18 protein-coding genes are annotated in these 23,195 nt (G+C 57.3%); 8 read left to right on the top strand and 10 right to left on the bottom strand.

What is annotated here, in order from left to right:
* Positions 1 to 2 precede the first annotated feature (2 nt).
* Complete coding sequence (locus MCP_RS04200; RefSeq protein WP_012899569.1) at positions 3 to 1,430, bottom strand: dipeptidase; 1,428 nt, start codon at positions 1,428 to 1,430, stop codon at positions 3 to 5.
* 226 nt (positions 1,431 to 1,656) lie between these two features.
* Here MCP_RS04200 and MCP_RS04195 point away from each other — a divergent pair, with 226 nt between their 5' ends.
* From MCP_RS04195 to MCP_RS04185, 3 genes are all read left to right on the top strand, one after another.
* Positions 1,657 to 2,349 (top strand): TetR/AcrR family transcriptional regulator, encoded by a 693-nt coding sequence (locus MCP_RS04195; protein ID WP_012899568.1) that lies wholly within the window; start codon positions 1,657 to 1,659, stop codon positions 2,347 to 2,349.
* Between the two features lie 193 nt (positions 2,350 to 2,542).
* On the top strand, positions 2,543 to 3,511 hold the full coding sequence (locus MCP_RS04190; protein ID WP_012899567.1) for a ribonuclease H-like domain-containing protein: 969 nt from the start codon (positions 2,543 to 2,545) through the stop codon (positions 3,509 to 3,511).
* Positions 3,498 to 5,747 (top strand): DEAD/DEAH box helicase, encoded by a 2,250-nt coding sequence (locus tag MCP_RS04185; RefSeq protein ID WP_012899566.1) that lies wholly within the window; start codon positions 3,498 to 3,500, stop codon positions 5,745 to 5,747. The genes MCP_RS04190 and MCP_RS04185 overlap by 14 nt, the downstream gene beginning before the upstream one ends.
* Before the next feature lie 41 nt (positions 5,748 to 5,788).
* Here the strand turns inward: MCP_RS04185 and MCP_RS04180 are convergent, their stop codons facing one another.
* Positions 5,789 to 7,681, bottom strand: a complete 1,893-nt coding sequence (locus MCP_RS04180; protein WP_012899565.1) for an ABC transporter ATP-binding protein — start codon at positions 7,679 to 7,681, stop codon at positions 5,789 to 5,791.
* A gap of 117 nt (positions 7,682 to 7,798) precedes the next feature.
* Between MCP_RS04180 and MCP_RS04175 the strand changes: the two genes are divergently transcribed.
* Entirely contained in the window at positions 7,799 to 9,910 is a 2,112-nt protein-coding gene (locus MCP_RS04175) for a MutS-related protein (protein ID WP_231845159.1), read from the top strand.
* A 189-nt stretch (positions 9,911 to 10,099) separates the two neighbouring features.
* Here the strand turns inward: MCP_RS04175 and MCP_RS04170 are convergent, their stop codons facing one another.
* From MCP_RS04170 to MCP_RS04140, 7 genes are all read right to left on the bottom strand, one after another.
* Positions 10,100 to 11,014: a DMT family transporter gene (locus MCP_RS04170; RefSeq protein ID WP_012899563.1), complete on the bottom strand. Its 915-nt coding sequence runs from the start codon at positions 11,012 to 11,014 to the stop codon at positions 10,100 to 10,102.
* Positions 11,015 to 11,033: 19 nt separating this feature from the next.
* Positions 11,034 to 11,492, bottom strand: a complete 459-nt coding sequence (locus MCP_RS04165; protein WP_012899562.1) for a flavodoxin domain-containing protein — start codon at positions 11,490 to 11,492, stop codon at positions 11,034 to 11,036.
* A 35-nt stretch (positions 11,493 to 11,527) separates the two neighbouring features.
* Positions 11,528 to 12,466, bottom strand: a complete 939-nt coding sequence (locus MCP_RS04160) for a DMT family transporter (RefSeq protein WP_012899561.1) — start codon at positions 12,464 to 12,466, stop codon at positions 11,528 to 11,530.
* Entirely contained in the window at positions 12,467 to 13,045 is a 579-nt protein-coding gene (gene hisB, locus MCP_RS04155) for an imidazoleglycerol-phosphate dehydratase HisB (protein ID WP_012899560.1), read from the bottom strand. It abuts the gene before it with no gap.
* A gap of 45 nt (positions 13,046 to 13,090) precedes the next feature.
* A complete protein-coding gene (locus MCP_RS04150; RefSeq protein ID WP_012899559.1) occupies positions 13,091 to 13,648 on the bottom strand; it encodes a metal-dependent hydrolase in 558 nt (185 codons plus the stop codon).
* A 44-nt stretch (positions 13,649 to 13,692) separates the two neighbouring features.
* On the bottom strand, positions 13,693 to 15,135 hold the full coding sequence (locus tag MCP_RS04145; protein ID WP_012899558.1) for a PAS domain-containing protein: 1,443 nt from the start codon (positions 15,133 to 15,135) through the stop codon (positions 13,693 to 13,695).
* Between the two features lie 318 nt (positions 15,136 to 15,453).
* The gene (locus MCP_RS04140) at positions 15,454 to 15,600 is read right to left on the bottom strand and encodes a 50S ribosomal protein L40e (protein WP_012899557.1); all 147 of its coding nucleotides are present in this window, start codon (positions 15,598 to 15,600) and stop codon (positions 15,454 to 15,456) included.
* A gap of 184 nt (positions 15,601 to 15,784) precedes the next feature.
* On the opposite strand from MCP_RS04140, the gene glmU (MCP_RS04135) reads away from it, so the two are divergent.
* The 4 genes from glmU (MCP_RS04135) to glmU (MCP_RS04120) are packed head-to-tail and all read left to right on the top strand — an operon-like array spanning position 15,785 to position 21,357.
* Entirely contained in the window at positions 15,785 to 16,987 is a 1,203-nt protein-coding gene (gene glmU / locus MCP_RS04135; protein ID WP_012899556.1) for a bifunctional sugar-1-phosphate nucleotidylyltransferase/acetyltransferase, read from the top strand.
* An 8-nt stretch (positions 16,988 to 16,995) separates the two neighbouring features.
* A complete protein-coding gene (glmS, locus tag MCP_RS04130) occupies positions 16,996 to 18,822 on the top strand; it encodes a glutamine--fructose-6-phosphate transaminase (isomerizing) (RefSeq protein WP_012899555.1) in 1,827 nt (608 codons plus the stop codon).
* Between the two features lies 1 nt (position 18,823).
* Positions 18,824 to 20,146 carry a phosphoglucosamine mutase gene (gene glmM, locus MCP_RS04125; protein WP_012899554.1) on the top strand — a complete coding sequence of 441 codons (1,323 nt, stop codon included), beginning with the start codon at positions 18,824 to 18,826 and terminating at the stop codon, positions 20,144 to 20,146.
* Positions 20,134 to 21,357, top strand: a complete 1,224-nt coding sequence (glmU, locus tag MCP_RS04120) for a bifunctional sugar-1-phosphate nucleotidylyltransferase/acetyltransferase (RefSeq protein WP_012899553.1) — start codon at positions 20,134 to 20,136, stop codon at positions 21,355 to 21,357. The genes glmM and glmU (MCP_RS04120) overlap by 13 nt, the downstream gene beginning before the upstream one ends.
* Here glmU (MCP_RS04120) and MCP_RS04115 read toward each other — a convergent pair.
* A complete protein-coding gene (locus tag MCP_RS04115; protein WP_128567024.1) occupies positions 21,347 to 23,191 on the bottom strand; it encodes a hypothetical protein in 1,845 nt (614 codons plus the stop codon). The genes glmU (MCP_RS04120) and MCP_RS04115 overlap by 11 nt on opposite strands.
* Positions 23,192 to 23,195 lie beyond the last annotated feature (4 nt).

The raw sequence follows: 23,195 nt of genomic DNA, 5'->3' as shown, positions 1-23,195 counted from the left end.
GCTTACTTGACAGCTTCCTTTTTCGCCATGTGCGCCGGGGCCAGCGGCTTTTTCGCTTTAGCGAGCCCGTAGAGCAGCGCGGCGGCCGCCAGCGAGCCCCTCCGGAAGTTCTCCAGGCTGAAGTGCTCGTTCGGCGAGTGGAGCGCGTCGTCCGGGTCGCCCCAGCCGAGCATGAGGATGTCGTCGATGCCCAGGCCCGACTGCATGGCGATGACGGCACCGATGCTTCCGCCGTCCCTGGTGAATACGGGCTTTACGCCGAAGGCGTACTCGATGGAGCTCGCCATGGCCTTGACTGCCGGGCTCTCCCGCGAGACGATCAGCGCCCTGTTACCCACGATCTTCGTGACCTTCACGGTCACTCCGGCCGGCACCATCGACATCACGTACTTCTCGAAAAGCCTCGCGATCTCGTCCGGGTCCTGGTCCGGCACCAGGCGCATGCTGACCTTGGCGCCCGCCGCGGCCGGGATGATCGTCTTGGAGCCTTCGCCCTGGAAGCCGCCCCAGATGCCGTTGATGTCCAGCGTCGGCCGGGCCCGGGTGCTCTCCAGTACGGTATATCCCTTTTCGGGTACGAGCCCCGGCACGCCCAGCATGGCGGCCTCTGTCTTTTCGTCGAATGGCAGCCCTGCCATCTCCTTACGCTCCCACGGCTCTACATCTCTGGCGCTGTCATAAAATCCGGGTATCAACACTTTCCCATTGCTGTCTTTTAGCTTACTTAATATCCATGTGAGCGCGAGCGCGGGATTCATGACGGAGCCGCCGTGAAGGCCGGAGTGCACGTCGTAGGCGGGACCCTGGATATCGATCTGCATGTAAAGCAGCCCGCGAAGGCCATAGCAGATAGAGGGCATGTCCTTCCGGTACTTTTCGCCGTCGGAGAGGGCGATGATGTCCGCCTTTAACAGCTCCTTATGCGATTCTACGAAAGCCCCGAAGTTCGGGCTGCCAACCTCCTCCTCGCCCTCCATGACCAGCTTGACGTTAAGCGGTAGCCGGCCTTCTGCCGCGAGGATGGACTCGATGGCGTTAAAGAAAGTAAGGAGCTGCCCCTTATCGTCTGTGGCGCCCCTCGCGAAGATACAGCCGTCGTGAACAGTGGGCGTGAACGGCGGATAACACCACTGGTCGACGGGGTCGGGAGGCTGGACGTCGTAGTGGCCGTAGATCAGGATCGTCGGGGCGTCCTTATGGGGGCATAGCTCTGCGTACATGACGGGGTGCCCCTTTGTCTCGTATAGCGCGCCTTTGAAACCCAGGAGTTCCGCCTCATGGAGCAGCCACTTTGCGGCCTTACGAATGTCGCCCGAGTGGGCGGGCAGCGTGCTGATGCTCGGCATCTTTAAAAATTCGTTCAGACGCTCAACGTACTTGTCCTGGCCCTTCGCCAGGCTCTCCAGAACGGGTCCCGGTACTTTTTCCACGTTAACACCTTTATACAGTTACAGTAACAGGTAGCAGTCTTCCAATATATGCTTTTCACATTTTGCTGCGGGCGCTTCGGCACAAAATGCTCAAATTTGCAGCCGTGGAGTCATAAAATTTAAGCCACGTTCACTTATCAATAGTTATATAGCGTTTTAGCGTATATTGACAATACAACGGCACATTAACGTGGTCATTAATGGCCGCAAATCATCTGGTGTTATAATGAGTGAACGAATGGAGCGCAAGAAGCGCCAAAAACGGAACACGATAATCGATAAGGCAGAGCGGATCATGGCCAAAAAGGGCTACTGGGACATGACCATGGACGACGTCGCCGCGGATGCCGACGTGGCAAAGGGCACCATCTACCTCTATTTCAACAGCAAGGAGTCGCTCTGCGCCGCCGTCGTGGCCCGGATCATCGCCGACATGAACCTGGCGATCAAGGAAAACCTGGAGGGTGTCGAAGGAGGCACCGCCCGGATTGTCGCGACCGCCACCGCCGTTACCGAGTGGAATATGTCACACCCCGATAAGGGCTCTGTGCTCGAGAACGCCATAATGCTGAAGTTCAAGGACGTATCGGACCCGAACGTGCGGGAATACGTGAGCCAGATGAGCGAGCAGCTCCAGATCATGAGCGATGGCTACCGGATGGCTATCGCCGAAGGCTCCGTCAGGCCCGACCTGGACCCCCTTCCAACGGCGATCTTCCTGCGTATGGCTTACTGGGTCGCCATGAACCCCTTCCGGTCCCATGAGCTGATCATGCAAGAGAACGGCGTGGACCGCGAGGCTTTATTAAATACCGCAATAGACCTCATCTACCACGCTACGCACACCGATGCCAAAAAGCATTCTTCCATTAAGATCAAGGACATAAATACGCGGCAACGTAAGGCAAAGGCGAGCTAACGAAAGTTAATAATTTCGCTGCGCACACAAAAAGGCTATAAGCCCTGCTATCGCTAATCTTCTCTGAGGTCATAGCACGGGCAAGCTCGATGCCGTCGCCGGCAGGCTAAAGGCCAGGGAGGCCGACCGCGAGGGATACGCAGTCGTCCCTGGCGGCGAGGCTCCGCCGGACGATGCCCGTGAATACGGCTTCATGCCCTCCTGGCTCTATGACGACGCGTACTTCGAAGGCCAGCGAGTCAAGAAGAAGTACCTGGAGGCGTACGATGGCGCCTGCCTGGAAGACGCGATCAGGGGCACGCCCGTCCGGAGCGATATCGGCGAGTGCTACCTGATCGAAAGCTCCACTGATTTTTCCTTGAGTAAAATTGACCGCGATAACGCAAGAAATGCCCTTATGTCAAACCTTCGCCTGCTTCGCGGCATCGGCGCGGGTACGGAGCAAAAATTACGCAAGGCCGGATATTCGGACATCGAGAGCCTGCTGGGCCACAGGCGCTGGCACGACGAGGCAAAACGGTTTTTATCCATTGTAGACTCGGGCGATGCGTGCCGCATACAGCAGGAACTATGGCACTGGCTCCCGAAGTCCCACCCCCTTAACCTGAACATCACGGCGTTCACGGAAGTCGAGCGCCTGGTGGCACTGGATATCGAGACCATGGGGCTGTTCTCCCGGCCCATCATATTGTTCGGCGCAGCCTTCACCAGTGGAGATAAGATCGTCACCCGGCAGTACCTGGCGAGGGACATTGACGAGGAGGCGGCCGCAATAAGCTTATTCACCGCCCTCGTCGAAAATAATCCGCTAGTATCATATAACGGCCGCGCCTTCGATGTACCATACATAAACCAGCGCCGCTGGTACTACGACCTGGGCGGCGACATCGAGAACGTCCACTTCGACATGCTGCCCTTCGCCAGGCGCTTCATGAAGTCGAAAACGCCGGACGCCCGCCTTACGACCATTGAAAAATATTTATTCGGCCAGGAGAGACTGGATGATGTGCCCGGCGCCCTGGTGCCCGAGTTCTACGAGGAGTACCTGCGCACGCATAATCCGGGGCCGCTGGTGCCCATCGTCGAGCATAACCGGAACGACCTGGTGTCGCTGGTCCGGCTTTTCTCGAAGTTCTGTGAGGATTGTAATGGGGGCCATTGAGGAATATATCCGGGACCTTAAGTCTTCGGATAATTACGAGGGGCAGATCGCCCATATCGAGGAGCTCGATGAGCGCCCGCCCTCCTTCGACGACGTTAATCATATTCTTAATTTAAAATTGCGCGGGTACCTGGATGCTCACAGGATCCGGCTATACTCGCATCAGGCCCGTGCCATCGATCTGGCCCTGGATGGTAAGAACGTCATCATCACGACGCCTACGGCGTCGGGTAAGTCTCTCGCCTTTAACGTGCCGGTTTTCGAGGCGCTTCTGGAGGATAAGAAAGCGACCGCGCTGTACCTGTACCCGATGAAGGCCCTCTCGAACGACCAGCTAAAGACGCTCAAGGCCATGGATGAGGAAATGGGCACGAAGGCTTCGCCTGCCGCCTATGACGGCGACACGCCGCAGTCGGCCCGGATAGGCATCCGCGATACCTCACGCCTCATCGTCAGCAACCCTTACGCTATCCATCGATATTTGTCGTGGCACGACAAGTGGAGGCGCTTCTTCTCCGGCCTCAGGTACATCGTCATCGACGAGGCCCATACGTATAGGGGCGTATACGGCTCCGGCGTGGCCCTGCTCATCAGGCGGCTGCGGCGCATCCTTAAAAGATACGGGTCGGACCCCCGGTTCATCCTGTCCTCGGCCACGGTCGCAAACCCGGAAGAGCTCTCGTTCAAGCTGACCGGCAAGGAGTTCAGCGTCGTGTCACGCGATGGCTCCGGCAGGGGAAAGAAGTACTTCATGTTCTGGAACCCGCCCATCGAAGGCCAGTCAAGAGGCTCGACGCACCAGGAGACCATGCGCCTCATGGTGGACCAGCTCGATCACGGGCTGCAGACCCTGTGCTTCGCGCAGTCCCGGAGGATGGCCGAGCTGATCGCTAAGTGGGCCCGTGAGTACGATAATCATAAGTTCCACGGCGAGATCGCCTCGTACAGGGCAGGATACCTGCCCGAGGACAGGAGGCGCATCGAGAACGACTTCAAGAGCATGCGCCTCAAGGGCGTCACCTCCACGAACGCGCTGGAGGTCGGCATAGATATCGGCTCCCTCGACTCGGTTATTATTTCGGGCTATCCGGGGACCCGGATATCTACGTGGCAGGAGGCGGGCCGGGCAGGGCGGGGCACAAGCGAGTCGCTGGCAACGCTCGTGGCCTTCGACAACCCGCTCGACCAGTTCTACATGAAGCACCCGGAGCGGTTCTTCAATTCAGGGAACGAGGAAGCCATCGTCGACCTGAGGAATCCTTACATCTTAATGGGCCACCTCATGTGCGCATCGGCCGAGATGCCCCTCACTGCGGCCGACTCCGCGTATTTTGGCGATATTTCCGAGGCCATGGAGGCCATGTCCTCCGCCGGCATCATCCGGCGCTCGCCCCGCGGCATGGTCTACGGGGGCACGAAGAGCCCGTCGGAGATCGTGAGCCTGAAGAACATTTCCAGCCATAACGTGCGGGTGATGTGCGGCTCCGAGCTGCTGGAGACCATGGAGACGGCGAGAGCCTGTTCCGAGGCCCATAAGGGCGCCGTGCTGCTCCACCAGGGCGAGACCTACCTCATCGAAGACCTGGACCTGAAGCTGGGCATCGCCCGGGCGGTCAAGAAAGACGTCGACTATTATACCGAGGCACTGAAGCTGTCGGACGTGGCCATCAGGAAGGAGCGGCTGAAGAAGACGGTAAACGGCATCGACGTGCACGTGGGGGACGTAACGGTCACCGAGCAGTACTACGAGTACGCCATGAAGCGGTACGAAAAATTACTCGGGTATTTCCCGCTGGACCTGCCGTCCCAGACCTTCGAGTCCGTGGCCGTGTGGTTCACGCTGCCCGAAGAGCTCCACCAGAAGATGCTCATGGAGAATAAGGACTTTAACGGCGGCATCCATGCCGTGGAGCACGCCATGATCGCCATGGCGCCGCTATTCGCTTTATGCGACCGGTGGGACATGGGCGGCCTGTCGACGCCCGACCACCCCGACACGAACCTGCCGACGATCTTCGTTTACGACGGGTATGAGGGCGGCATCGGCATTGCCGAAAAGTGCTACGAGATGTTCCCCGGGCTCACAAAAGCTACTCTGGAGCTGGTCCGGGACTGCGAGTGTACCGAGGGGTGCCCGGCGTGCATATACTCGCCCAAGTGCGGCAACAAGAACAAGCCGCTCGACAAGGCCGTGGCGGACGAGATACTGAATATAATGGCTTCACGACCCGTTTGAAAAAACGGGGCCCCTTTTTACGAAAGAAAAAAATGGGCCGATCATGTGCCTGCCGGGTGTGTCTGGTCGAGCGACCTGAGCCGGTTATATAAGCCTACTTTTTGCTCTAGCTCCTTCTGCGTGCCCCTCTCGACGATCTCGCCGTCCTCGATGACCACGATGAAGTTGGCGATGTCCGTGAGCGACATGCGGTGGGAGATGATGAAAGTCGTCCTGCCTTTCATGAGCTCGTCCAGCGACGCCTTCAGGTGTAGCTCGGTCTCGGGGTCGATGGCCGAGGTGGGCTCGTCCAGAATTATCAGCGGCGTATCCTTGAGGAAGGCCCTGGCGATGGATATGCGCTGCCTCTGCCCGACGGAGAGCTTGGTGCCCCTCTCGCCAATAAGTGTATCATAGCCATCCGGGAGGCTCTCGATGAAATCGTGTATCCTTGCCTTCTTCGCCACATGGACGACCTCCTCCCTCGAGGCCTCAGGCCGGCCATACTTGATATTATTCTCGATGGTATCGTTAAACAGGAAGATGTCCTGGGAGACGATGCTGATCTGCTGGCGGAGCCACGAGTGGTCCAGCTCATTCAGGTCGACGCCGTCCAGCGTTATTTTGCCGGACTGGGGGACGTATAGTTTCAGCAGAAGGCTGACCAGCGTGGTCTTGCCCGCGCCGCTATGGCCGACCAGGGCCACGGTCTCGCCGGGCCTGACCTCGAAGCCGATATTTTTCAGGGTCGGCTCGCTGCCGTAAGAAAAAGACACGTTATCAAACCGCACGTTACCTTTTATATGGCCCGGCTTCTTCATCGACTGCTGGCCCCATTCGAACTCCGGGGCGATGTCGAACATCTCCTTAAGCCGGTCCATGGAGGCGAACGCGGGCTGGAAGGTCAGGTAAGTCCTGTATAGCATATTTACGGCGTTAGAGAGAAACATGATGTAGGTGATAAAGGCGACGTAGTCGCCTATCGTCATGCGGCCGGCCTGTATGTCGAAGGCGCCGAAGAACATGACCACGATGGTCAGCGCGAACATGGTGCCGCTCATGAACGAGCTGGCGAAGGCCATGAGAAGGGACCGGGCGATCCTCGTTCTTATCACGTTCTGGAGCTTGGAGGCAATCTTGCCGACCTCTCTTTTCTCCATGGCGTAGGACTTGACCACTTCGACGCCCGATATGGCCTCCTGCATGTCCCTCGATACTTCGGAGTTGTACTCCCTTTCCCTGCGGCTTAAAGCCCTGATCCTGTCGGAGAACAGGTACCGGACGGCGATGTAAACGGGTATCACGCAGGCGATGATGGCCGCGAGGCGGGCGTTCATGGAAACTAAGATCGCCACGCCGAAGATCAGGTAGAACAGGTTAGATATGATGGTGGTGACCGCGTCCGAGAAGAGGTACTGCATCATGCTCACGTCGTCCGAGACGCGGGACATCAGGTACCCGGTCTGCTTGCTCTTGATAAACGACATGGGGAACCGGAGGACGTGGTCGAACAGGCTGGTCTGCACGTTGAACGTCATCTGCTGCTGGTAAATGGAGGAGAAATAGCTCTCCAGGATGTTCAGGACTAAGCTCGCGACGCCGACGACGATGACCAGCAATACCAGGAAGTTGATGGAGCTCAGGTGCCCGTTCACTGCCGGGGCATACGCGCCCAGCCCAAGCGAGCCGAGAAAGTTCTCGACGCCTGCATAGCCCGTTTTTTGTATCACGAAGTCGATGAATATCTTGCTGGACATGGGAAGGAGCGCGCTGATGGCGGTGGACATCATGACCATGAGCACGCTCAGCGCCCCGATCTTCCAGACCGGCTTCACGAACTGTAAAAAGAAGGTGAGGTCCTTGAACTTGAATTTAGACGCCGCGGGCTTAGGCACGCTCAGGATCGCCTTCACTGTGCCAGCGAGGCCGTTGATCTTATCGATAAGTATGCTCATTTTCGTATGACGTTGAAAGCATACCATTTTTAAATCTTTTCTGTATATATGCGCTTGCACTATTACTTTCGCCATGCTTACTCAAGTATTAATATGAGAATGGCGCATTTGTTGCACGTGAACGGCCTGATTGAGCTGCCTGGCATAGGCGAAAAGATATCTAACAAGCTTATCGATCATTTCGGCTCCGAGCGCGCCGCGCTGGAAGTGCTTCGAAGGCACGACGTCGCCAGCCTGTCGGCCGTGCCGGGCATCAGCGAGAAATACGCCGTCTCTCTTATTCATGAGGTGATCGCGCAGGAAGAGGGCGCTTCCATCGAGGACTTCCTGCAGACGCCCGAGGCCTTTAACGTTTACGATAAGATCGTGGGCCTTATGCGCTCCTACGCCCATACCTCTTATTCTCGTGCTAAGCTTAGCACTTATATCCCCTATCCTTCGAATAAGGCCGACCGGATCAGGGCCATTCAGGCGGAATTGAAGGGTTATATTGAGCTTGCCAAAAAGCTGGGCAACGACGTGGAATTAAGCGCAGCTTTAAAGAAAGCCAGGTACCTGAAGGAGCCGTCGAAAGTGGCGAAGTCGAGGGACAGGGCCATATTCACGGATAATAAGAAGGACTATGACCGGCTGCTCGGCGAGCACATTGACCGTTATCTGGATGTTTATTGCATAGAGAATATGGGCGAGCTCGTCGACGTCGCGAAGGGCTACTCGCAGTCGCTCATTCTGGGCAGCAAGTTCGCCGGGGCCGACTTTCCCGAGGACATGAACGTCGATTTCTCGGAAGGCGCCGGGGAGGCGTGGTGGCTGGTGCCCGAGGTAGTCATCTCGTTCTTTGCGGCCAATAAGGAGCCCATCGAAGCCTCTCTCGAGGCGATCAGGATCATCCGCTCGAAGTCCGACCTTAATATCTGTAATTATTTAGACGATGCAAAGATGCTCGAGCTGTCCCAGGAGATGGGCCGCATAACGCCCGAAGGGGAATTAGAATTGGGCGTGGACCCCGAGATCGACCGCCTCAAGAGCGTGCTCATGCGATATAACGAGGTATTGAAGGCGGCACTCAAAAAGGCGAACGCTGACCTGCACGACCGGATGGAGAACAATACGGTCACGCTTAAGGGCTCTCAGTTGCTGGGCATGTTCGGCGAGAAGGGCGAGGCGGGCCTGAAGGGCATGCTCGAAAAGGAGGTCGCCAAAGCCTATGTCGAGGTCGTGGGAGAGGCCAAGTCGTTCATCAAGGAGCAGCTTGCGCTGAAGCCGTTCGAGATGCAGCACGTCGACCTGATGTTCAACGACGATATCGTCTACCCGATAGAGCTGAACTACCGGGCCGTGGACGGCTTCAAGAACGCCGTCAATCGCCAGCTAGTGAAAAGGAGCCTGGATATCAAGAGGAACAGCGCAAAGCGGCTATCGAAGTTCGAGGCCGTCTGTAAGGACATGGTCCGGGACACGCTGGAGTTCGACACGTACTTCGCCATCGGCCTGTTTGCCCTGGACTATGACCTGAGATTACCCGCAGTCAACGGCCATGCCGGCATCCGTGTCACCGATGGATATAACATCTTTTTACGAGACCACGCCCAGAAGGTGGAGCCCGTGAGCTATGCCGTGGGCATCAAGGTCAAGGATACAAAGGGCGAGCGCGTCGTCATCCTGAGCGGCGTGAACTCGGGCGGTAAGACCACGATGCTGGACCTGCTGGCGCAGGTGGTCATCCTCGGGCAGATGGGCTTCCCGGTGCCCGCCGGATCGGCCGAGATAGGCCTCGTGGACGAGCTCTTGTACTTCAGCAAGTCCAAGGGCACGCTGACTGCCGGCGCCTTCGAGACTACGATCAAGGGCTTTTCGCGCGTGGTTAGCAAGAACAGCAAGGTCGTGCTGGTCGATGAGCTGGAATCCATAACGGAGCCCGGCGCCTCCGCCAAGATCATCGCCGGCATCCTGGAGACGCTATACGATAACGACTGCAGCGTCGCCGTCTTTGTGAGCCACCTGGCCGAGCAAATACGGGAGAACACGAAGTACAGCATTCGAGTCGACGGTATTGAGGCCAAAGGCCTGGACGCTAATCTCAACTTAATAGTCGACAGGACTCCCAGGTACAATTACCTGGCGAAGAGCACGCCGGAGCTTATCGTGGAGAGGCTCACGCGGTCTTCGGACGGCGACAAAAAGGAATTTTACCAGAAGCTTCTGGCCAAGTTCAAGTCAAAGAACTAACGGTATGCCACGTCGCCGGAAACAAGTTTATCGGCATACTGGTATATCCGCCATGCAGCGAAGACCAGAGCGGCGGTCACCAGTAATATGACGATAGTCAGGGTATTGATCTTAACCTCCGGGTCGATGGGAAGAACCGTAATGACCAGGCTTAACTGTGTCCATAATCCTATCGCAATTAGTTGTTGCTTAGTTGCTTGAATTGTTATGGTCCTTTATCTCGGCCAGATACATGCCCAGCAGGACCATCAGGCCACCGCCTATCGTGGCCATGCTCATCGTCTCGCCCAGTATGAGCCAGGACAGGACGATGGTCGACAGGGGCACGAAATAGATGTACAGCCCCACCTTGGAGGCGTCCATACGCTCCAGGGCCACGTTATACACTAAATAGGCGATGATGGAGCAGAATATGGCCAGGAACACGATGGCACCGATCGCGTCAAGCGGAATGGACGTGATCGGTAAATGCGGTGTAAGTAAATAGAACGGTATCAGGCATATGGTGCCGATGATGAACATGTAGTTCAGGACAGTCAGGGGGTGATATTTCGATGCGATCTTTTTACCGTAAATTGAATAGACCGACCACAGTACGGCGCAGACGAGGATCATGATGTCGCCCGTCGAATGGCTCAGGTCGAAGGACAGCGAGCCCTTCGTGACGAGGACGGCGACGCCCAGAAAGCCGACCACCGAGCCCACGATCCTCCAGCGGCTAAGCTTTTCGTTCAGGAAGAGGGCGCTCAGGAAGATAATGAAGAACACGGACGTGTTGATGAGGAGGGAGGCGTTATTCGCCGTCGTGTACTCCTGGGCCGTCACCTGGATGACGTATTGTAGTGTGACGCCGGTAAGGGCCATGATGATGATCGTGCCCAGGTCTTTGATGTCGAACTTAAAAATGTCCTTGCCCTTCCAGAGGTATGTGGCGGCCGCCAGAAGCGGGGCGGCGATGAAGAAACGGAGAGAGGCGATCTCGATGGGCCCGATGCTTTTGAGCGCGATGGCATTTGCCACGAAGGAGCCGCCCCAGAAGATGTTGATCGCGAATAAGGCGATCATCAGGGGCCATTGGCTGTCTCGCTTGACCTCTCCGGGCATAGAGAAGCAAGAAGCTCCCCTATGCATTTAAATTTTCGGTCATCCTGATGTTTTTCAAGTGCATGGCCACGTCCTTTCCAAGGAGCTGGCAACCGTCGAGCTCGTTCTCCGTGGGCCTGTATTTTACACGGATGACCGGGTCCAGCACCCGGAAACCCATCTGCCTCAGGCGCTCAGCGACCACAGGCGCTCCCTGGCCGCTCCAGCCGTAAGAGCCGAATACGATGGCGAGCTTATCCGTTACGTTCTTTCCGGCAAGGTCGTCCAGCAATTTCAATATCGGCTTGGCTGCGTGATAATTAAAAGTGGGCACGCCGAACCCGATGGCATCGGCCGCCATCACGTCTTCGGGCGTTACATTGAAGGCATCGACTACTTCCGTATCCAGCTTCAGCGACCGGGCGCCTTCGGCGATAGCGTCGGCCATGGCTTTCGTGTTGCCGGTCGTGCTGTTATAGACGATCAACAATCGGGGCATAATGAATGGAACGTGGCGTGATGATAAAAAAGTGACTACGGGCCATGTTCCTTTTTAGCCGGCTCAGGGCTCTTGATGAAGTAGCCCAGGATCTTAAGGTTGTTATCGGCCATCGCGATGCCCGCTATAATGAAGGCCGCGCCCATGGCGATGGCGGCCGTCAGGGGCTCGCTTAAAAGGGCGATGGCCAGCACAATGGCGAAGAACGGCTCCAGGTACTGGTATATGGCCGTCTTCGAGGGGCCGAGCCGGATGATGGCGTCGTTAAAGAAGAAATAGGCGATGACCGAGCATACCACGGCCAGGTACAGTATACATTCCCAGGTCGTGATCGAGAGGCTGCCGAACGCGTGGTGGGGCGTCAGGAAATAGACGGGCAGGAGCCCGATGAAGCCGATGATGAAGATGTAGTTGAGCTGCGAGAGCACGGAATATTTACCCGCAAGCTTGTTGCCTACCAGGATGTAGATGGCCCACATGACGGCGCAAAGGATGACCAGCCCGTCGCCGATGAGGTTTGGCGTGAAGGCGAATACGCCGTTCGTGGCTACGAGCGCCGCTCCCAGGAAGGCGATGACGATGCCCATGATGTTATCGATGGACAGCCGCTCCTTGAGGAACAGCGCCGAGGGGATGATGACGAAGAACGTGCCCATGTTGATGAGCAGCGCCGTGTTCGTCACGGACGTGAAGGTCATCGCGGCGAACTGGACGATGTACTGGAGAGTCACGCCGGTGAGAGCCATGATAATGAGCACCGGCAGGTCCTTCGGGGCGATGCGGAAAGCCTTTCGGCCTTCGATTAGGAGCGTGATGGCTATTAGTAGTGGTACTGCTATCGCAAAACGCAGCGTGGCTAGCTCGACCGGGTACAGCCCTTCGAGCCCGATCTTCGAGGCTATAAAAGAGCCGCCCCAGAGGGCCATTACGAAGACGAGCGTAAGCTTTGTCTTTCCGTCGGCCGTTATTTTCATCTAGAGCGTTCCCTTCGTGCTCGGGATACCCCGTTTTTCATTCTTTCGGGTGGCCATCCAGATGGCGACCCCTAAAGCCTTGAACATAGACTCGACCATGTGGTGGTCGTCTTCGCCCTCGATCCTGACGTTCAGGTTCATGCCCGACGCCCGGGCGAAGGAGTCCACGAAGTGCCTGGTCATTCTCGTCGAGTAGCTGCCGATCGACTCATAATGGAACTCGGCCATGAAAACGGCATATCCTCTGCCGCTGATATCGACCGCTACCGTTGACAGCGCCTCGTCCATCGGTATCAGCGCGTGGCCGAACCGCTCGATCTTCGATTTATCGCCCAGCGCTTTCGCAAAGGCCTCTCCTAAAACGATTCCCATGTCCTCGACCAGGTGGTGGTCGTCCACGTGCAGGTCGCCGGTGGCCTTAATAGTAAGGTCGAACAGGCCATGCTTGGCGAAGGATGCCAGCATATGATCGAAAAACCCTATACCGGTCGATATTTTTGACGTACCATTCCCGTCTAAGTTCAACTCGACGGAGATGCTCGTTTCTTTTGTTTGCCGGCTGACGCTGGATGTCCTCATGGCTACCATTGTTATTGCTTCCTTAAATGTAAATAAATGTTTGCCTCACGCCGTTGCGGGAACAGGAGGGCGTTCAGTGACTAATTTTCCACTATGCAGGAACGCCTTAAGATTATCACGCTGATACAGCCGGAAATAGCCGACGAACACCGCAAGAATAGAGATGCCAATGAGCTCGGGCACGTAGGCGTCCGGGTTGTGGAACAGCACGTACAGGATGTAACCGGCATAGTTCTCAAGATTGAATTTGGGGAACTCCCACCCGAACAGCGGCCAGAAAAGCGTCCCCTGCACGCGCCACACCTGGTCCTCGGCGATGTGGAAAAGCGAGCCCAGTGCGAGCAGCTCCACGAAGTTCACTTTATATTTCCTGGTCACCGTGGCGCCGATCAGCGTAACGACGGCGACGAAGAGAAGCGTATGCGAGAAGATACGGCCGTTCTGGAATATGGAATAAAAGATATAGTCTCCGATGGGCTTATCGATGATGTCGGGGAGAAGCCCGCCGACGAGGACGAAACGGTAATCGACGTCCTCCTTTAAGACGGAGAAGATGACGAAGGCCAGGAGAAGCGTGATGCCCAGGTGGCCGAAGACAAGCATGAGCAATACCTAACATATGAAAATATAACTACTTTTTCCCGATGTCAGCGCTTATTCAGCAGCGCCTCTTCGAGCAGCCGGTACTTCGAGAAGTCCTCGACGAATACGAGCGCCTTCTTATTGCCGGCCTCCTCCATGGGTATCCCGATGAAGTTCCGGACGCTGTTCTTCTTGCCAACGTGAGACGTATACTCCACCGGCCCGAGGTAGAAATGCCTGCCGTCCAGGGCGGACTTGATCATCTTATCCAGGCCTATCGCTATGTAGGTCGGGAGCGTAAAGAAATTAAGCTCTTTGAACGCCCGCTCGTCGACGCCAGATATCTTCAACATTGCCGGGTTCACGTAATCGACGGTGCCATGGTCGTTGACGATATAAACGCCGAACGGGGCCTTTTCCAGCACGTCGTGCATCAGGTTAAAGGCCTGCATGGACTGTGCCTCCATGCGCTTGCTACGCTCGATCTCGGTCATAAGGGCGTCATTGGCCTTCTTCAGCTCCATGGTACGCTCCTGCACCCGGGACTCGAGCTCGTCACGTGCCCTGCGAAGCGCATCCTCCGCGACCTTCCGGGATGTGATATCCTCGACAACGGCCACGAAGAACTTCACGGAGCCGTCCGGGCCGCGGATGGGCGAGCAGGTCACGCGCCCCCAGACAAGGCCGCCGTCGGCTTTAATGTAGCGCTTCTCCATGGAGAAATGGTTCATCGTACCTGCCCTCAGCTGTTCAACGTTGTCATTGCTGGCATTCCGGTCTTCAGGATGGGTGATGTCCAGGTACGACTTATTCTGGAGGTCTTCCTGGGAATATCCCAGTATCTCGCTGAACCGCCGGTTCTGCCTGATGAACATGGATCGGTTCGACAGGTATGCGATGCCTACACCGACGTTCTCGAAAATGATGCGGAACCGCTCCTCGCTATCCTTCAGGGCGGCCTCCGCCTCCTTCCTCGCCGTGATATCCTCGAAGATCATGGTGACGCCGTGCGCCGTATCGTCGAACACCGTGGGTATGAATCGGACGTTAAAATAATGCAGGTCGCCGTTCTTCTGGATGGCCGCCTCGATATACGACTCCGTCCCCTTCAGCGCCATCTTGATGTGCGGGATGATCGAGGGATTGAAGGCCATGGGAAAAGACGAGTTTATGATGCTCCTGTTGAGGATGTCCTGCTTCTGGATGTGCTCGAACTCCAAAAAGCGGTCGTTGACGTTGATGACGCTCATGTCATCGTCCAGGACGATGATAAAATCAGAGGAAAAGTTGAGGATCGCAGACATGGGTATCCTGCGGGAGGGATAGAAGACTTTTGAGGAGCCGAACGTCTTCATGTCGATGTGGCCGGCGATCACGAGCATATCGAGGTACTTGGCCGCCGAGTGCCGGTTCATCTTTACCGCCTGCGCTATCTCGGTGACGGTCATGCCGCGCGGGTTTAGCTTGAGGATCTCTTTGATGTCGGAGAGCTCTTTTTTTAGGTCCATGTCAACAAAGTGGATTTATGCTAATCTATCATATAGCTTATGTCGGATGTTCGCCAGCGTCGTTATCCGGCGTTGTTATCCACCGACCATAACGATTAAATAGCAAGCGGTTGATTTTAGACTAATGCCCCCTGTTAGTGGGAGTGAGGTGGGACCTAAAAAACTCATTCCCCACTAACTTTTAGTCCTTTTCTTATCGAGCTTTCCATGCGAACGGCAAACGCCTTCCGCCACTACATCCAGTAAAAAATATCCTGGCTACATTAAAGCAAAAGGAAAAACAAAGAAAAAGTAAAAAATATAAGAGCAAAAAAAGACTTACGCCTTCAGCTCTTTCTTCTTGGGCCGGAGGCCGGTATACCCGCACTTCCTGCAGCGGGTAGCGCGCAATGCGTTCCGCGCATTACACTTCCTGCAAATTTGTACGTTAAGCTTCCGTGCCTCGGCTTCTGGAAATCTTGCCATGAATGTTACCTCGTAATACTTAATTTATGACGCACCTTCTAACGTCTTTCGTATCATATAACGCTTTTGGTCAGAGCCCGGTAAAAATACAGTTTCCCGGAAGACGAATAAATACAAATACCCTGACTTTCTTATGCATTAAAAAGTAAGGGTAATTAAGCTATCGACAATACAGGAAACCATTATGAAAGCAGTTATTCTAGCGGCGGGAGAAGGCAGCCGGCTCAAGCCGTTCACGGTGACCAGGCCCAAGGTCATGATCCCGGTCGGCGACAAGCCCATTCTCGAATACGTCATCGACGCGCTCCAGGCCAGCGGCATCATCGACATCATCATGGTCGTCGGCTACAAGCGCGAAAAGATCATGGACTACTTCGGAGACGGCCGCAAGTGGGGCGTCAACATCGTATACGTGGAGCAGTTCCAGCAGCTCGGCACCGCCCACGCGCTCCGCCAGGTCGCCCACATGATCAACGACCGCTTTTTAGTCATTAACGGGGACACAGTCATCGACGCCTCCGCAATAAAAGAGATCATCCAGGTCAGCAGCGGTGACGCCGCCATGCTCACCGTCACGGTCCAGAAGGCCCACCAGTACGGCGTCGTCAGGACGCAGAACCAGCTCGTCAAGGCCATTCTGGAGAAGCCCAAGGGAGAGGACGTCAGCAACGTCGTCAACGCCGGGGTATACAGCTTTTCGCCCATCATCTTCAGCTTTTTAGAGTCCATGGAGATCTCGGAGAGGGGCGAGTACGAGATCACCGACGCGATAAGGAAAATGCTCTCCGAGGGCTACGCCGTCCGGTCGGTCCACACGAACGCCACCTGGATGGACGCTTTATTCTTATGGAATCTGCTCGACATGAACACCGCGGCCATTGCGAGGCAAAAGCCGAATATCGCGGGAAGGGTCGAGGACGGCGCCCACATCGTCGGCCCCGTCACCATAGGCGAAAATTCCGTGGTCATGTCGGGCTCGTATATCGTGGGGCCGGTCTGCATCGGCGACAACTGCGATATCGGACCGAACGCGGTCATACTTCCGGGCACCAGCATCGGGAGCAACAGCACCATCGAGCCGTTCGCCCGCATCGCCAACAGCATACTCATGAAGAACGTCAAGGTGGCTTCCTTCAACAACATTTCCAGCTCCATCATCGGCGAGGGCGTCTCGACGGGCTCGCACTTCATCGCGGAGTCGGCCGATACCAGGGTAGAGATGGACGACATGCTGATGAAGGCCCACATGGGCGCGGCCATCGGCGACAACACGGAGATCTCGGGCCGGGTGCTCGTAAAGCCGGGCAAGGTCGTCGGGGTGCGGTGCCGTATCGGCTCCGGTACCATCGTGCGCGAGAACCTTCCGGATGATATGAAAGTACTGTGAGGTAGATTATGTGCGGTATCGTAGGTTATGTCGGGAACGATAACACGGCGGAAGTGCTGCTCGAATCGCTGTCCCGGCTCGAGTACCGGGGCTATGACTCTGCCGGCGTCGCCCTCGTCTGTAATGGCAGCCTCCAGGTAATAAGGTCGTACGGGCGGATCTTCAACTTAAGGCAAAAGATGCCCCACGGCATCATGGCCACCATGGGCATCGGCCACACCCGCTGGGCCACGCATGGAAAGCCGTCCGAGGCCAACGCGCATCCTCACAGGGACTGTACTGGCAGGATCGCGGTCGTCCACAACGGCATCATCGAGAATTATAAGGAATTGAAGGACATGCTCCTTGCCCGCGGGCATACGTTCACCTCCGAGACGGACACGGAGGTCGTGTCTCATCTTCTGGAGGATAATTATACCGGCGACATGCAGCGCGCGCTTCTCGAGACGGTCAGGCAGCTCAAGGGCTCGTTCGCCCTGGCCATCGTAAACCAGGATGAGCCCGGGAAGATCTATGCGGCCAGAAAGGACAGCCCCATGGTCATCGGTATCGGCGAAGGCCAGTACTTTTTAGCGTCCGACGTCACCGCCTTCCTCAAGCACACCCGGAAGGCCCTGTTCCTCGAGGACGGCGACGTCGCCATACTCTCGCACGAGGGCGTCAGGCTCATGGACTTCGAGGGGCGGGAAGTGTTCCGGAGCATCAAGGCCATCGAGTGGGACCTCGAGGCCGCCGAGAAGGCGGGCTACGACCACTTCATGCTCAAGGAGATCCACGAGCAGCCCACGTCCCTGAAGGCGGCCATCGCGGGCCGGCTGGATGAGCTAAAGGGGAACGTGAACATCAAGGAAATAACGCTCACGGAAGAGCAGATCCGGAATATCAGGCACATCGTCATCATCGCCTGTGGAACGTCATACCACGCGGGCATGATGGGCCGGTACGTCATCGAGGAGCTGACGGACCTGCCCGTCTCGATCGAGATCGGCTCCGAGTTCAGGTACTCCCACTTTCCGCTGGACGAGAGCACGCTCGTCATCGCGATATCGCAGTCGGGCGAGACCGCCGATACCCTGGCCGCCGTTAAGGATGCCATGAGGAACGGGTCTCACGTCATCGGGATAACGAACGTGGTCGGCAGCACCCTGTCGAGGGAGGCCAACGACATCATATACATGCTATCCGGCCCGGAGATCGGGGTAGCCGCCACAAAGACCTTTACGGCCCAGGTCGTAGTGATGTACATGATCGCCATCATGCTGGCCCGTGCCCGGGGAAGCATCAGCATCGGGAAGGCCAGCAAGCTCATCCGCGCCATAAAAACCCTTCCGCAAAAATCCCAGCTCGTGCTCGATATGGAGGCGAAGATAGCCGAGACGGCGAGCCTTTTCAGCAAGTCGGGCTGTTTCTTCCTGGTCGGGCGCCACCTGAATTTCCCGGTCGCCCTCGAGGGCGCCTTAAAGATCAAGGAGATCTCGTATGTGATGTCCGAGGGCTTTGCCGCGGGCGAGCTCAAGCACGGCCCGCTGGCGCTGCTGACGACGGGAGTTCCGGTCATCGCCATCGCCACGGAGAGCGAGCTCTACGATAAGATGGTAAGTAACATAAGAGAAATAAAGGCGAGGGACGCGACCGTCATCGCGGTCGCGAGCGAGAGCAACCGGTCCGTCGAGCAGGTGGCCGACCTGGCCATCCGGGTCCCGGATTCGTGCGAGTACATCTCGCCCATACTCTCGTCTATCGTGCTGCAGCTATTCGCATATTACGTTGCGCTGGCCCGGGGATGTCCCATCGATAAGCCCCGGAACCTGGCAAAATCTGTCACGGTGGAGTAACATGTCACTTTTCGGCTCTTCAGGCATCAGGGGCATCGTCAACGAGCTGATCACGCCCGAGCTCGCGCTTAAGGCAGGCAGGGCGGTCGGCCTGGCGAACAAGAACGTCGTCGTCGGCAGGGACCCCCGCACGTCCGGCCCGATGATCGAGAACGCCCTCGTTTCCGGGCTGCTGGCCATGGGAGCGAGAGTCACCCGGGTCGGGCTGGTATCGACGCCTACGCTGGCGTACGCCGCCAGGAACTATGACTGCGGGGTGATGATCACCGCCTCCCACAACCCTCCCGAGTACAACGGCCTTAAGTTCTGGAACCCGGACGGCATGGCCTTTTCTCTTCACCAGCAGGACGAGCTGGAAAAGGCCATCAACAGCGACATCAAGGGCGCAAGCTGGCAGGGCATGGGCACGGAGAGCTTCAGGCAGGATGCCGTGCGGGAGCACATGGACGCTATCCTGAAAAACGTGGAGCATTACCCTCTTAAGGTGGTCGTGGACTGCGGCTGCGGCGCGGCGACGACCATTACGCCTTACGTTTTGAGAGAGATGGGCTGCAGCGTCATCACGCTGAACGGCCAGCCCGACGGCTTTTTCCCGGCCCGTGAGCCGGAGCCCGTGGAGGAGAACCTGGACGGGCTGAAGAAGACGGTCATCGCCACCGGAGCCGACCTTGGCATTGCCCACGACGGCGACGCGGACCGCATGATGGCCGTGGACGACGAGGGCCGCTTCGTCAGCGGCGATGAGCTGATGGCCTATTTTTGCCAGTACGAGGTGAAGTATTCGCTCGTTTGCCCCGTCGACGTTTCGATGGTCGTAGGCAAGTCGGTCAATGGCGTTAAAATATACCGTACCCGCATCGGCGACGCCTTCGTCTCGGAGGAGGCGAAGAGCGTGGGCGCCGATTTCGGGGGAGAGACCAGCGGCACCTGGATATTCCCGAAGATGTCCTACTGCCCGGATGGCATCTACGCGGCGGCAAAGCTCGTGGAGCTCGTGAGCAAGAACGGCAGGCTCTCGGACGCCGTGGATGCTCTGCCCAGGTACCCGATCAAGAGGAGCGGCATCAAGTTCTCCCACTCCGTGGACAAGGCGAAACTGATGGAGGTCGTCAAGGGAGCCATCGACGTAAAGGACGCTAAGGACGTCAACACGCTGGACGGCATGCGCGTGGAATACGGCAGCGGATGGATACTGGTCCGGCCGTCGGGCACCGAGCCCAAGATACGGATCACCGCCGAGGCGGAAGACGTCGATACGCTCACGGAATTATTTAACCGGACGGAGTCCATCGTCAAGAGGTGTGTCAAGGCATGCGAGCCGTAATACTGGCCGCGGGAGAGGGCACAAGGATGCGCCCCCTGACAGAGAACAGGCCCAAGGTCATGCTGCCCATCGCGAACAAGCCCATGCTCGAGTACATCATCGGCGAGGTACACGCCGCAGGGATACACGATATCACGCTCATCGTGGGGTACAAAAAAGAGGCCGTCATGGAATATTTCGGCGACGGCTCGAAGTTCGGCGTCCGCATCGACTATATTGTCCAGGAAAAGCAGATGGGCACCGGCCATGCCTTCGGCATGGCCTCCTCGATCAAGGACGTCCGCTTTATCGCGCTGAATGGGGATGTCATCGTGAGCGCGGCCCAGGTCCGCAGGCTCATGAAGAGGCGGGAAGCGGCCGTAATAGCCGTGAAGAAGGTAGCCGACCCCAGGGCGTACGGGGTCATCGAGGCGGACGGAGGCCGGGTGAAGCGCATCGTGGAGAAGTCCCAGAACCCGCCTACCGACATGGCGAACGCCGGCATTTACCTGTTCAGCCGCCCGATCTTCCACGCCATCGAGAATACGGGGCTTTCGCCCCGGGGCGAGATCGAGGTCACGGACGCCATCCAGTATTTGATCGATAACGGCAGCCAGGTGGGCTTCGTGCTGATGAAGGAGGACTGGCTCGACATCGGGAAGCCCTGGGACCTGCTGACGGCGAACGAGATGGCGCTGAAGCTCATGAAGAGCAAGATCGAGGGCGAGGTAGAGCCGCTGGCCACGCTCAAGGGCGAAGTGAGCGTCGGCAAAGGGACGATTGTCCGAAACGGCGCATATATCGTGGGGCCCGTCACCATCGGAGAGGACTGCGATATTGGCCCGAACTGTTTTATCCGTGCATCGACCAGCATAGGCGACAACGTCCACATCGGCAACGCCGTCGAGGTCAAGAACTCCATTATTATGGATGGCACGAAGATCGGCCACCTGAGCTATGTGGGAGACAGCGTCATCGGGTGCCGGTGCAACTTCGGGGCCGGCACGAAGATCGCGAACCTGCGCCTGGACGAGAAGACCATACCCGTTATTGTAAAGGGAGAAAGGGTCGACAGCGGGCGCCGGAAGCTCGGGGTCATCATGGGCGACGACGTGCACACGGGCATCGGCAGCCTCATCAACGTGGGCACGGTGATCTACGCCGGGGCGCAGATAGGGCCCGGCGCGCTGGTGAAGGGCGAAGTGGCCGCGGGCCAGAATATCATGAGATAGCCTGTATCGGGCACTTTTTTATCACTTTATATATCCTGACGCCGTCCTCGTCGTACACTTTTTCATAGAACTCCGGGTCCGCCAGCGCTTTAACGAACGGAAAGTCGGCCTCCCGGCGCCCGACGAACACGTAATCCACCCTATCGCCCCTCATTGCGTTCCATACGGACTCCGGGTGCGTGGCGTTCATGATGCGGTCCATATGGTCCTGGTATACGACGCCGTGGTATTGTTTCGTGTACGCCTGGCCCGAGTAGGCCACGTCCCTGCCCGCCAGAACGGGAGACTTCACGAAGTAGGTCGGCTTTTCATATATCACTGCGTCCGGCGGCGTAGCATGCTCGATCCAGCGGATGGCTTTCACCTCGGGCGCCGTGGCGAGGGTAACGGGCGTATTGTTGTTATAAAAATCGGCGATCAGGAACGTCGACGGTACCATGAGCGCGATTACCGCCAGCGCCGTTGCCATCTTATGGGCTTTCTGCGAGGCCAGCCAGCCAGACAGGACCAGGCCCGAAAACAGGGATAACGGCAGATACAGGTAGGTCAGGAACCGGTACGTGTTGCCGGTCAGATCCATGATCAGCACTGTTACGCTGACGACGTTCACCAGCGCGAACGACGCCAGCAGCTTCGCCGTATCGTTCGTGAGAGAACGATAGAGCCCGTACGCCCCGAAAGGAAGAAGCGGGCCCAGGGCCAGCAGCACGGTCACGGGCAGGTCCTTGTGCTGGCCGATGGCGATCTGGGAGCCGGAGTTGGCCGGGAATAGCGTGTACTGGTAGAGCACGGCTACACCGCCCATGAGCAGGGGCAGGAACAGGAGGACGGCGGCCCTGAATTTTCGCTCTTTAAAAATGAAATAGAGGGAGAAGAGGCCCAGGGCTATGAACACGGGAAAAGCGTTGATAAGGTGAAAAAATACGAGCGATGCCAGCACGAGGCCGGAGACGGCCGACGCGATAATAGAGCGGTCCTTCACGGCAAGCGCGAACAGGTACAGGCCGAACACCATGCACAACAGGCCGAAGAGCTGCGTCTGGGGCAGGAAAAAATACAGCGCAGTAGCGTCATACTTCATGTTCATGATGCCGGGGCGCTCATAGACCAGACACTTGAACAGGTCGAGACGGGCGCCATTCCAGCTGAAGAGGACCAAGAGCCAGGAGAGCCCCGAGCCCAGGACGTAGAGCAGCGAGCCGGCCAACGCCGCAGCCTCATTAAAGGCGAGCTTCGCCAGGAGGTATGCGTCCAAAAAGATCAACGCCGAGGCGATGGGCACGAGAAGCTTAAAGACTGCCAGCATCTCCACCCCTGTTGCCACGGACAGGCCCCCGAAAAGCACGTGCATGAACCAGTTATACGGGATGAAGTGCCCGGGGAGGTAAGGGTCTTCAGGAGGGACGTGCGGCATTACAGTAAAGCGCCGGGCGATGGACAGGTGGAAGTTCAGGTCCATCCCGTGGGTAAACCCGTGGACCATCCCCGCATCGGTGAGCCTGAACGTCTTGAGCGATACGAAGAGCACGATGCCGAAGATGGCCGCCCCGACCAGGAGCGGCATCGCTTTCGATGGTCCGACCTTAAAGCCCGTCCCGCGGGCCCACTGGCACAGGGCGATGGCGGAGGTCATCAGCCCCAGAAGGGCGGGGGCGTAGTTCGTAGAAAGGGGTGAAGTGATAAGCACCGCCATGGGGAAAAGTAATACGGACAGCGTGAGAGAGATAGAGATTAGCTCTACCAGAGTGGCCTCTTTTTTAAATAACGTTAATAAAGAGAAGCCGGGGAGGAAGAGCAGCAAAGCAAGGCCCGGCAGGCCCGCAGGTAATGCCATAAGG

Origin of the sequence: Methanocella paludicola SANAE, from assembly GCF_000011005.1 — an archaeon.
GTDB lineage: Archaea > Halobacteriota > Methanocellia > Methanocellales > Methanocellaceae > Methanocella > Methanocella paludicola.
Note: the sequence above shows the minus strand (reverse complement) of the source record. Positions and strands in the feature narration are given on the sequence as shown.

Bases quoted from the DNA above. Each gene is read 5' to 3' on its own strand.
- MCP_RS04195 (WP_012899568.1), top strand. From the start codon at position 1,657: ATGAGTGAACGAATGGAGCGCAAGAAGCGCCAAAAACGGAACACGATA.
- MCP_RS04190 (WP_012899567.1), top strand. From the start codon at position 2,543: ATGCCCTCCTGGCTCTATGACGACGCGTACTTCGAAGGCCAGCGAGTC.
- MCP_RS04185 (WP_012899566.1), top strand. From the start codon at position 3,498: ATGGGGGCCATTGAGGAATATATCCGGGACCTTAAGTCTTCGGATAAT.
- MCP_RS04180 (WP_012899565.1), bottom strand. From the start codon at position 7,681: ATGAGCATACTTATCGATAAGATCAACGGCCTCGCTGGCACAGTGAAG.
- MCP_RS04170 (WP_012899563.1), bottom strand. From the start codon at position 11,014: ATGCCCGGAGAGGTCAAGCGAGACAGCCAATGGCCCCTGATGATCGCC.
- MCP_RS04165 (WP_012899562.1), bottom strand. From the start codon at position 11,492: ATGCCCCGATTGTTGATCGTCTATAACAGCACGACCGGCAACACGAAA.
- MCP_RS04160 (WP_012899561.1), bottom strand. From the start codon at position 12,466: ATGAAAATAACGGCCGACGGAAAGACAAAGCTTACGCTCGTCTTCGTA.
- hisB (WP_012899560.1), bottom strand. From the start codon at position 13,045: ATGAGGACATCCAGCGTCAGCCGGCAAACAAAAGAAACGAGCATCTCC.
- MCP_RS04150 (WP_012899559.1), bottom strand. From the start codon at position 13,648: ATGCTTGTCTTCGGCCACCTGGGCATCACGCTTCTCCTGGCCTTCGTC.
- MCP_RS04145 (WP_012899558.1), bottom strand. From the start codon at position 15,135: ATGGACCTAAAAAAAGAGCTCTCCGACATCAAAGAGATCCTCAAGCTA.
- MCP_RS04140 (WP_012899557.1), bottom strand. From the start codon at position 15,600: ATGGCAAGATTTCCAGAAGCCGAGGCACGGAAGCTTAACGTACAAATT.
- glmU (WP_012899556.1), top strand. From the start codon at position 15,785: ATGAAAGCAGTTATTCTAGCGGCGGGAGAAGGCAGCCGGCTCAAGCCG.
- glmS (WP_012899555.1), top strand. From the start codon at position 16,996: ATGTGCGGTATCGTAGGTTATGTCGGGAACGATAACACGGCGGAAGTG.
- glmM (WP_012899554.1), top strand. From the start codon at position 18,824: ATGTCACTTTTCGGCTCTTCAGGCATCAGGGGCATCGTCAACGAGCTG.
- glmU (WP_012899553.1), top strand. From the start codon at position 20,134: ATGCGAGCCGTAATACTGGCCGCGGGAGAGGGCACAAGGATGCGCCCC.
- MCP_RS04115 (WP_128567024.1), bottom strand. From the start codon at position 23,191: ATGGCATTACCTGCGGGCCTGCCGGGCCTTGCTTTGCTGCTCTTCCTC.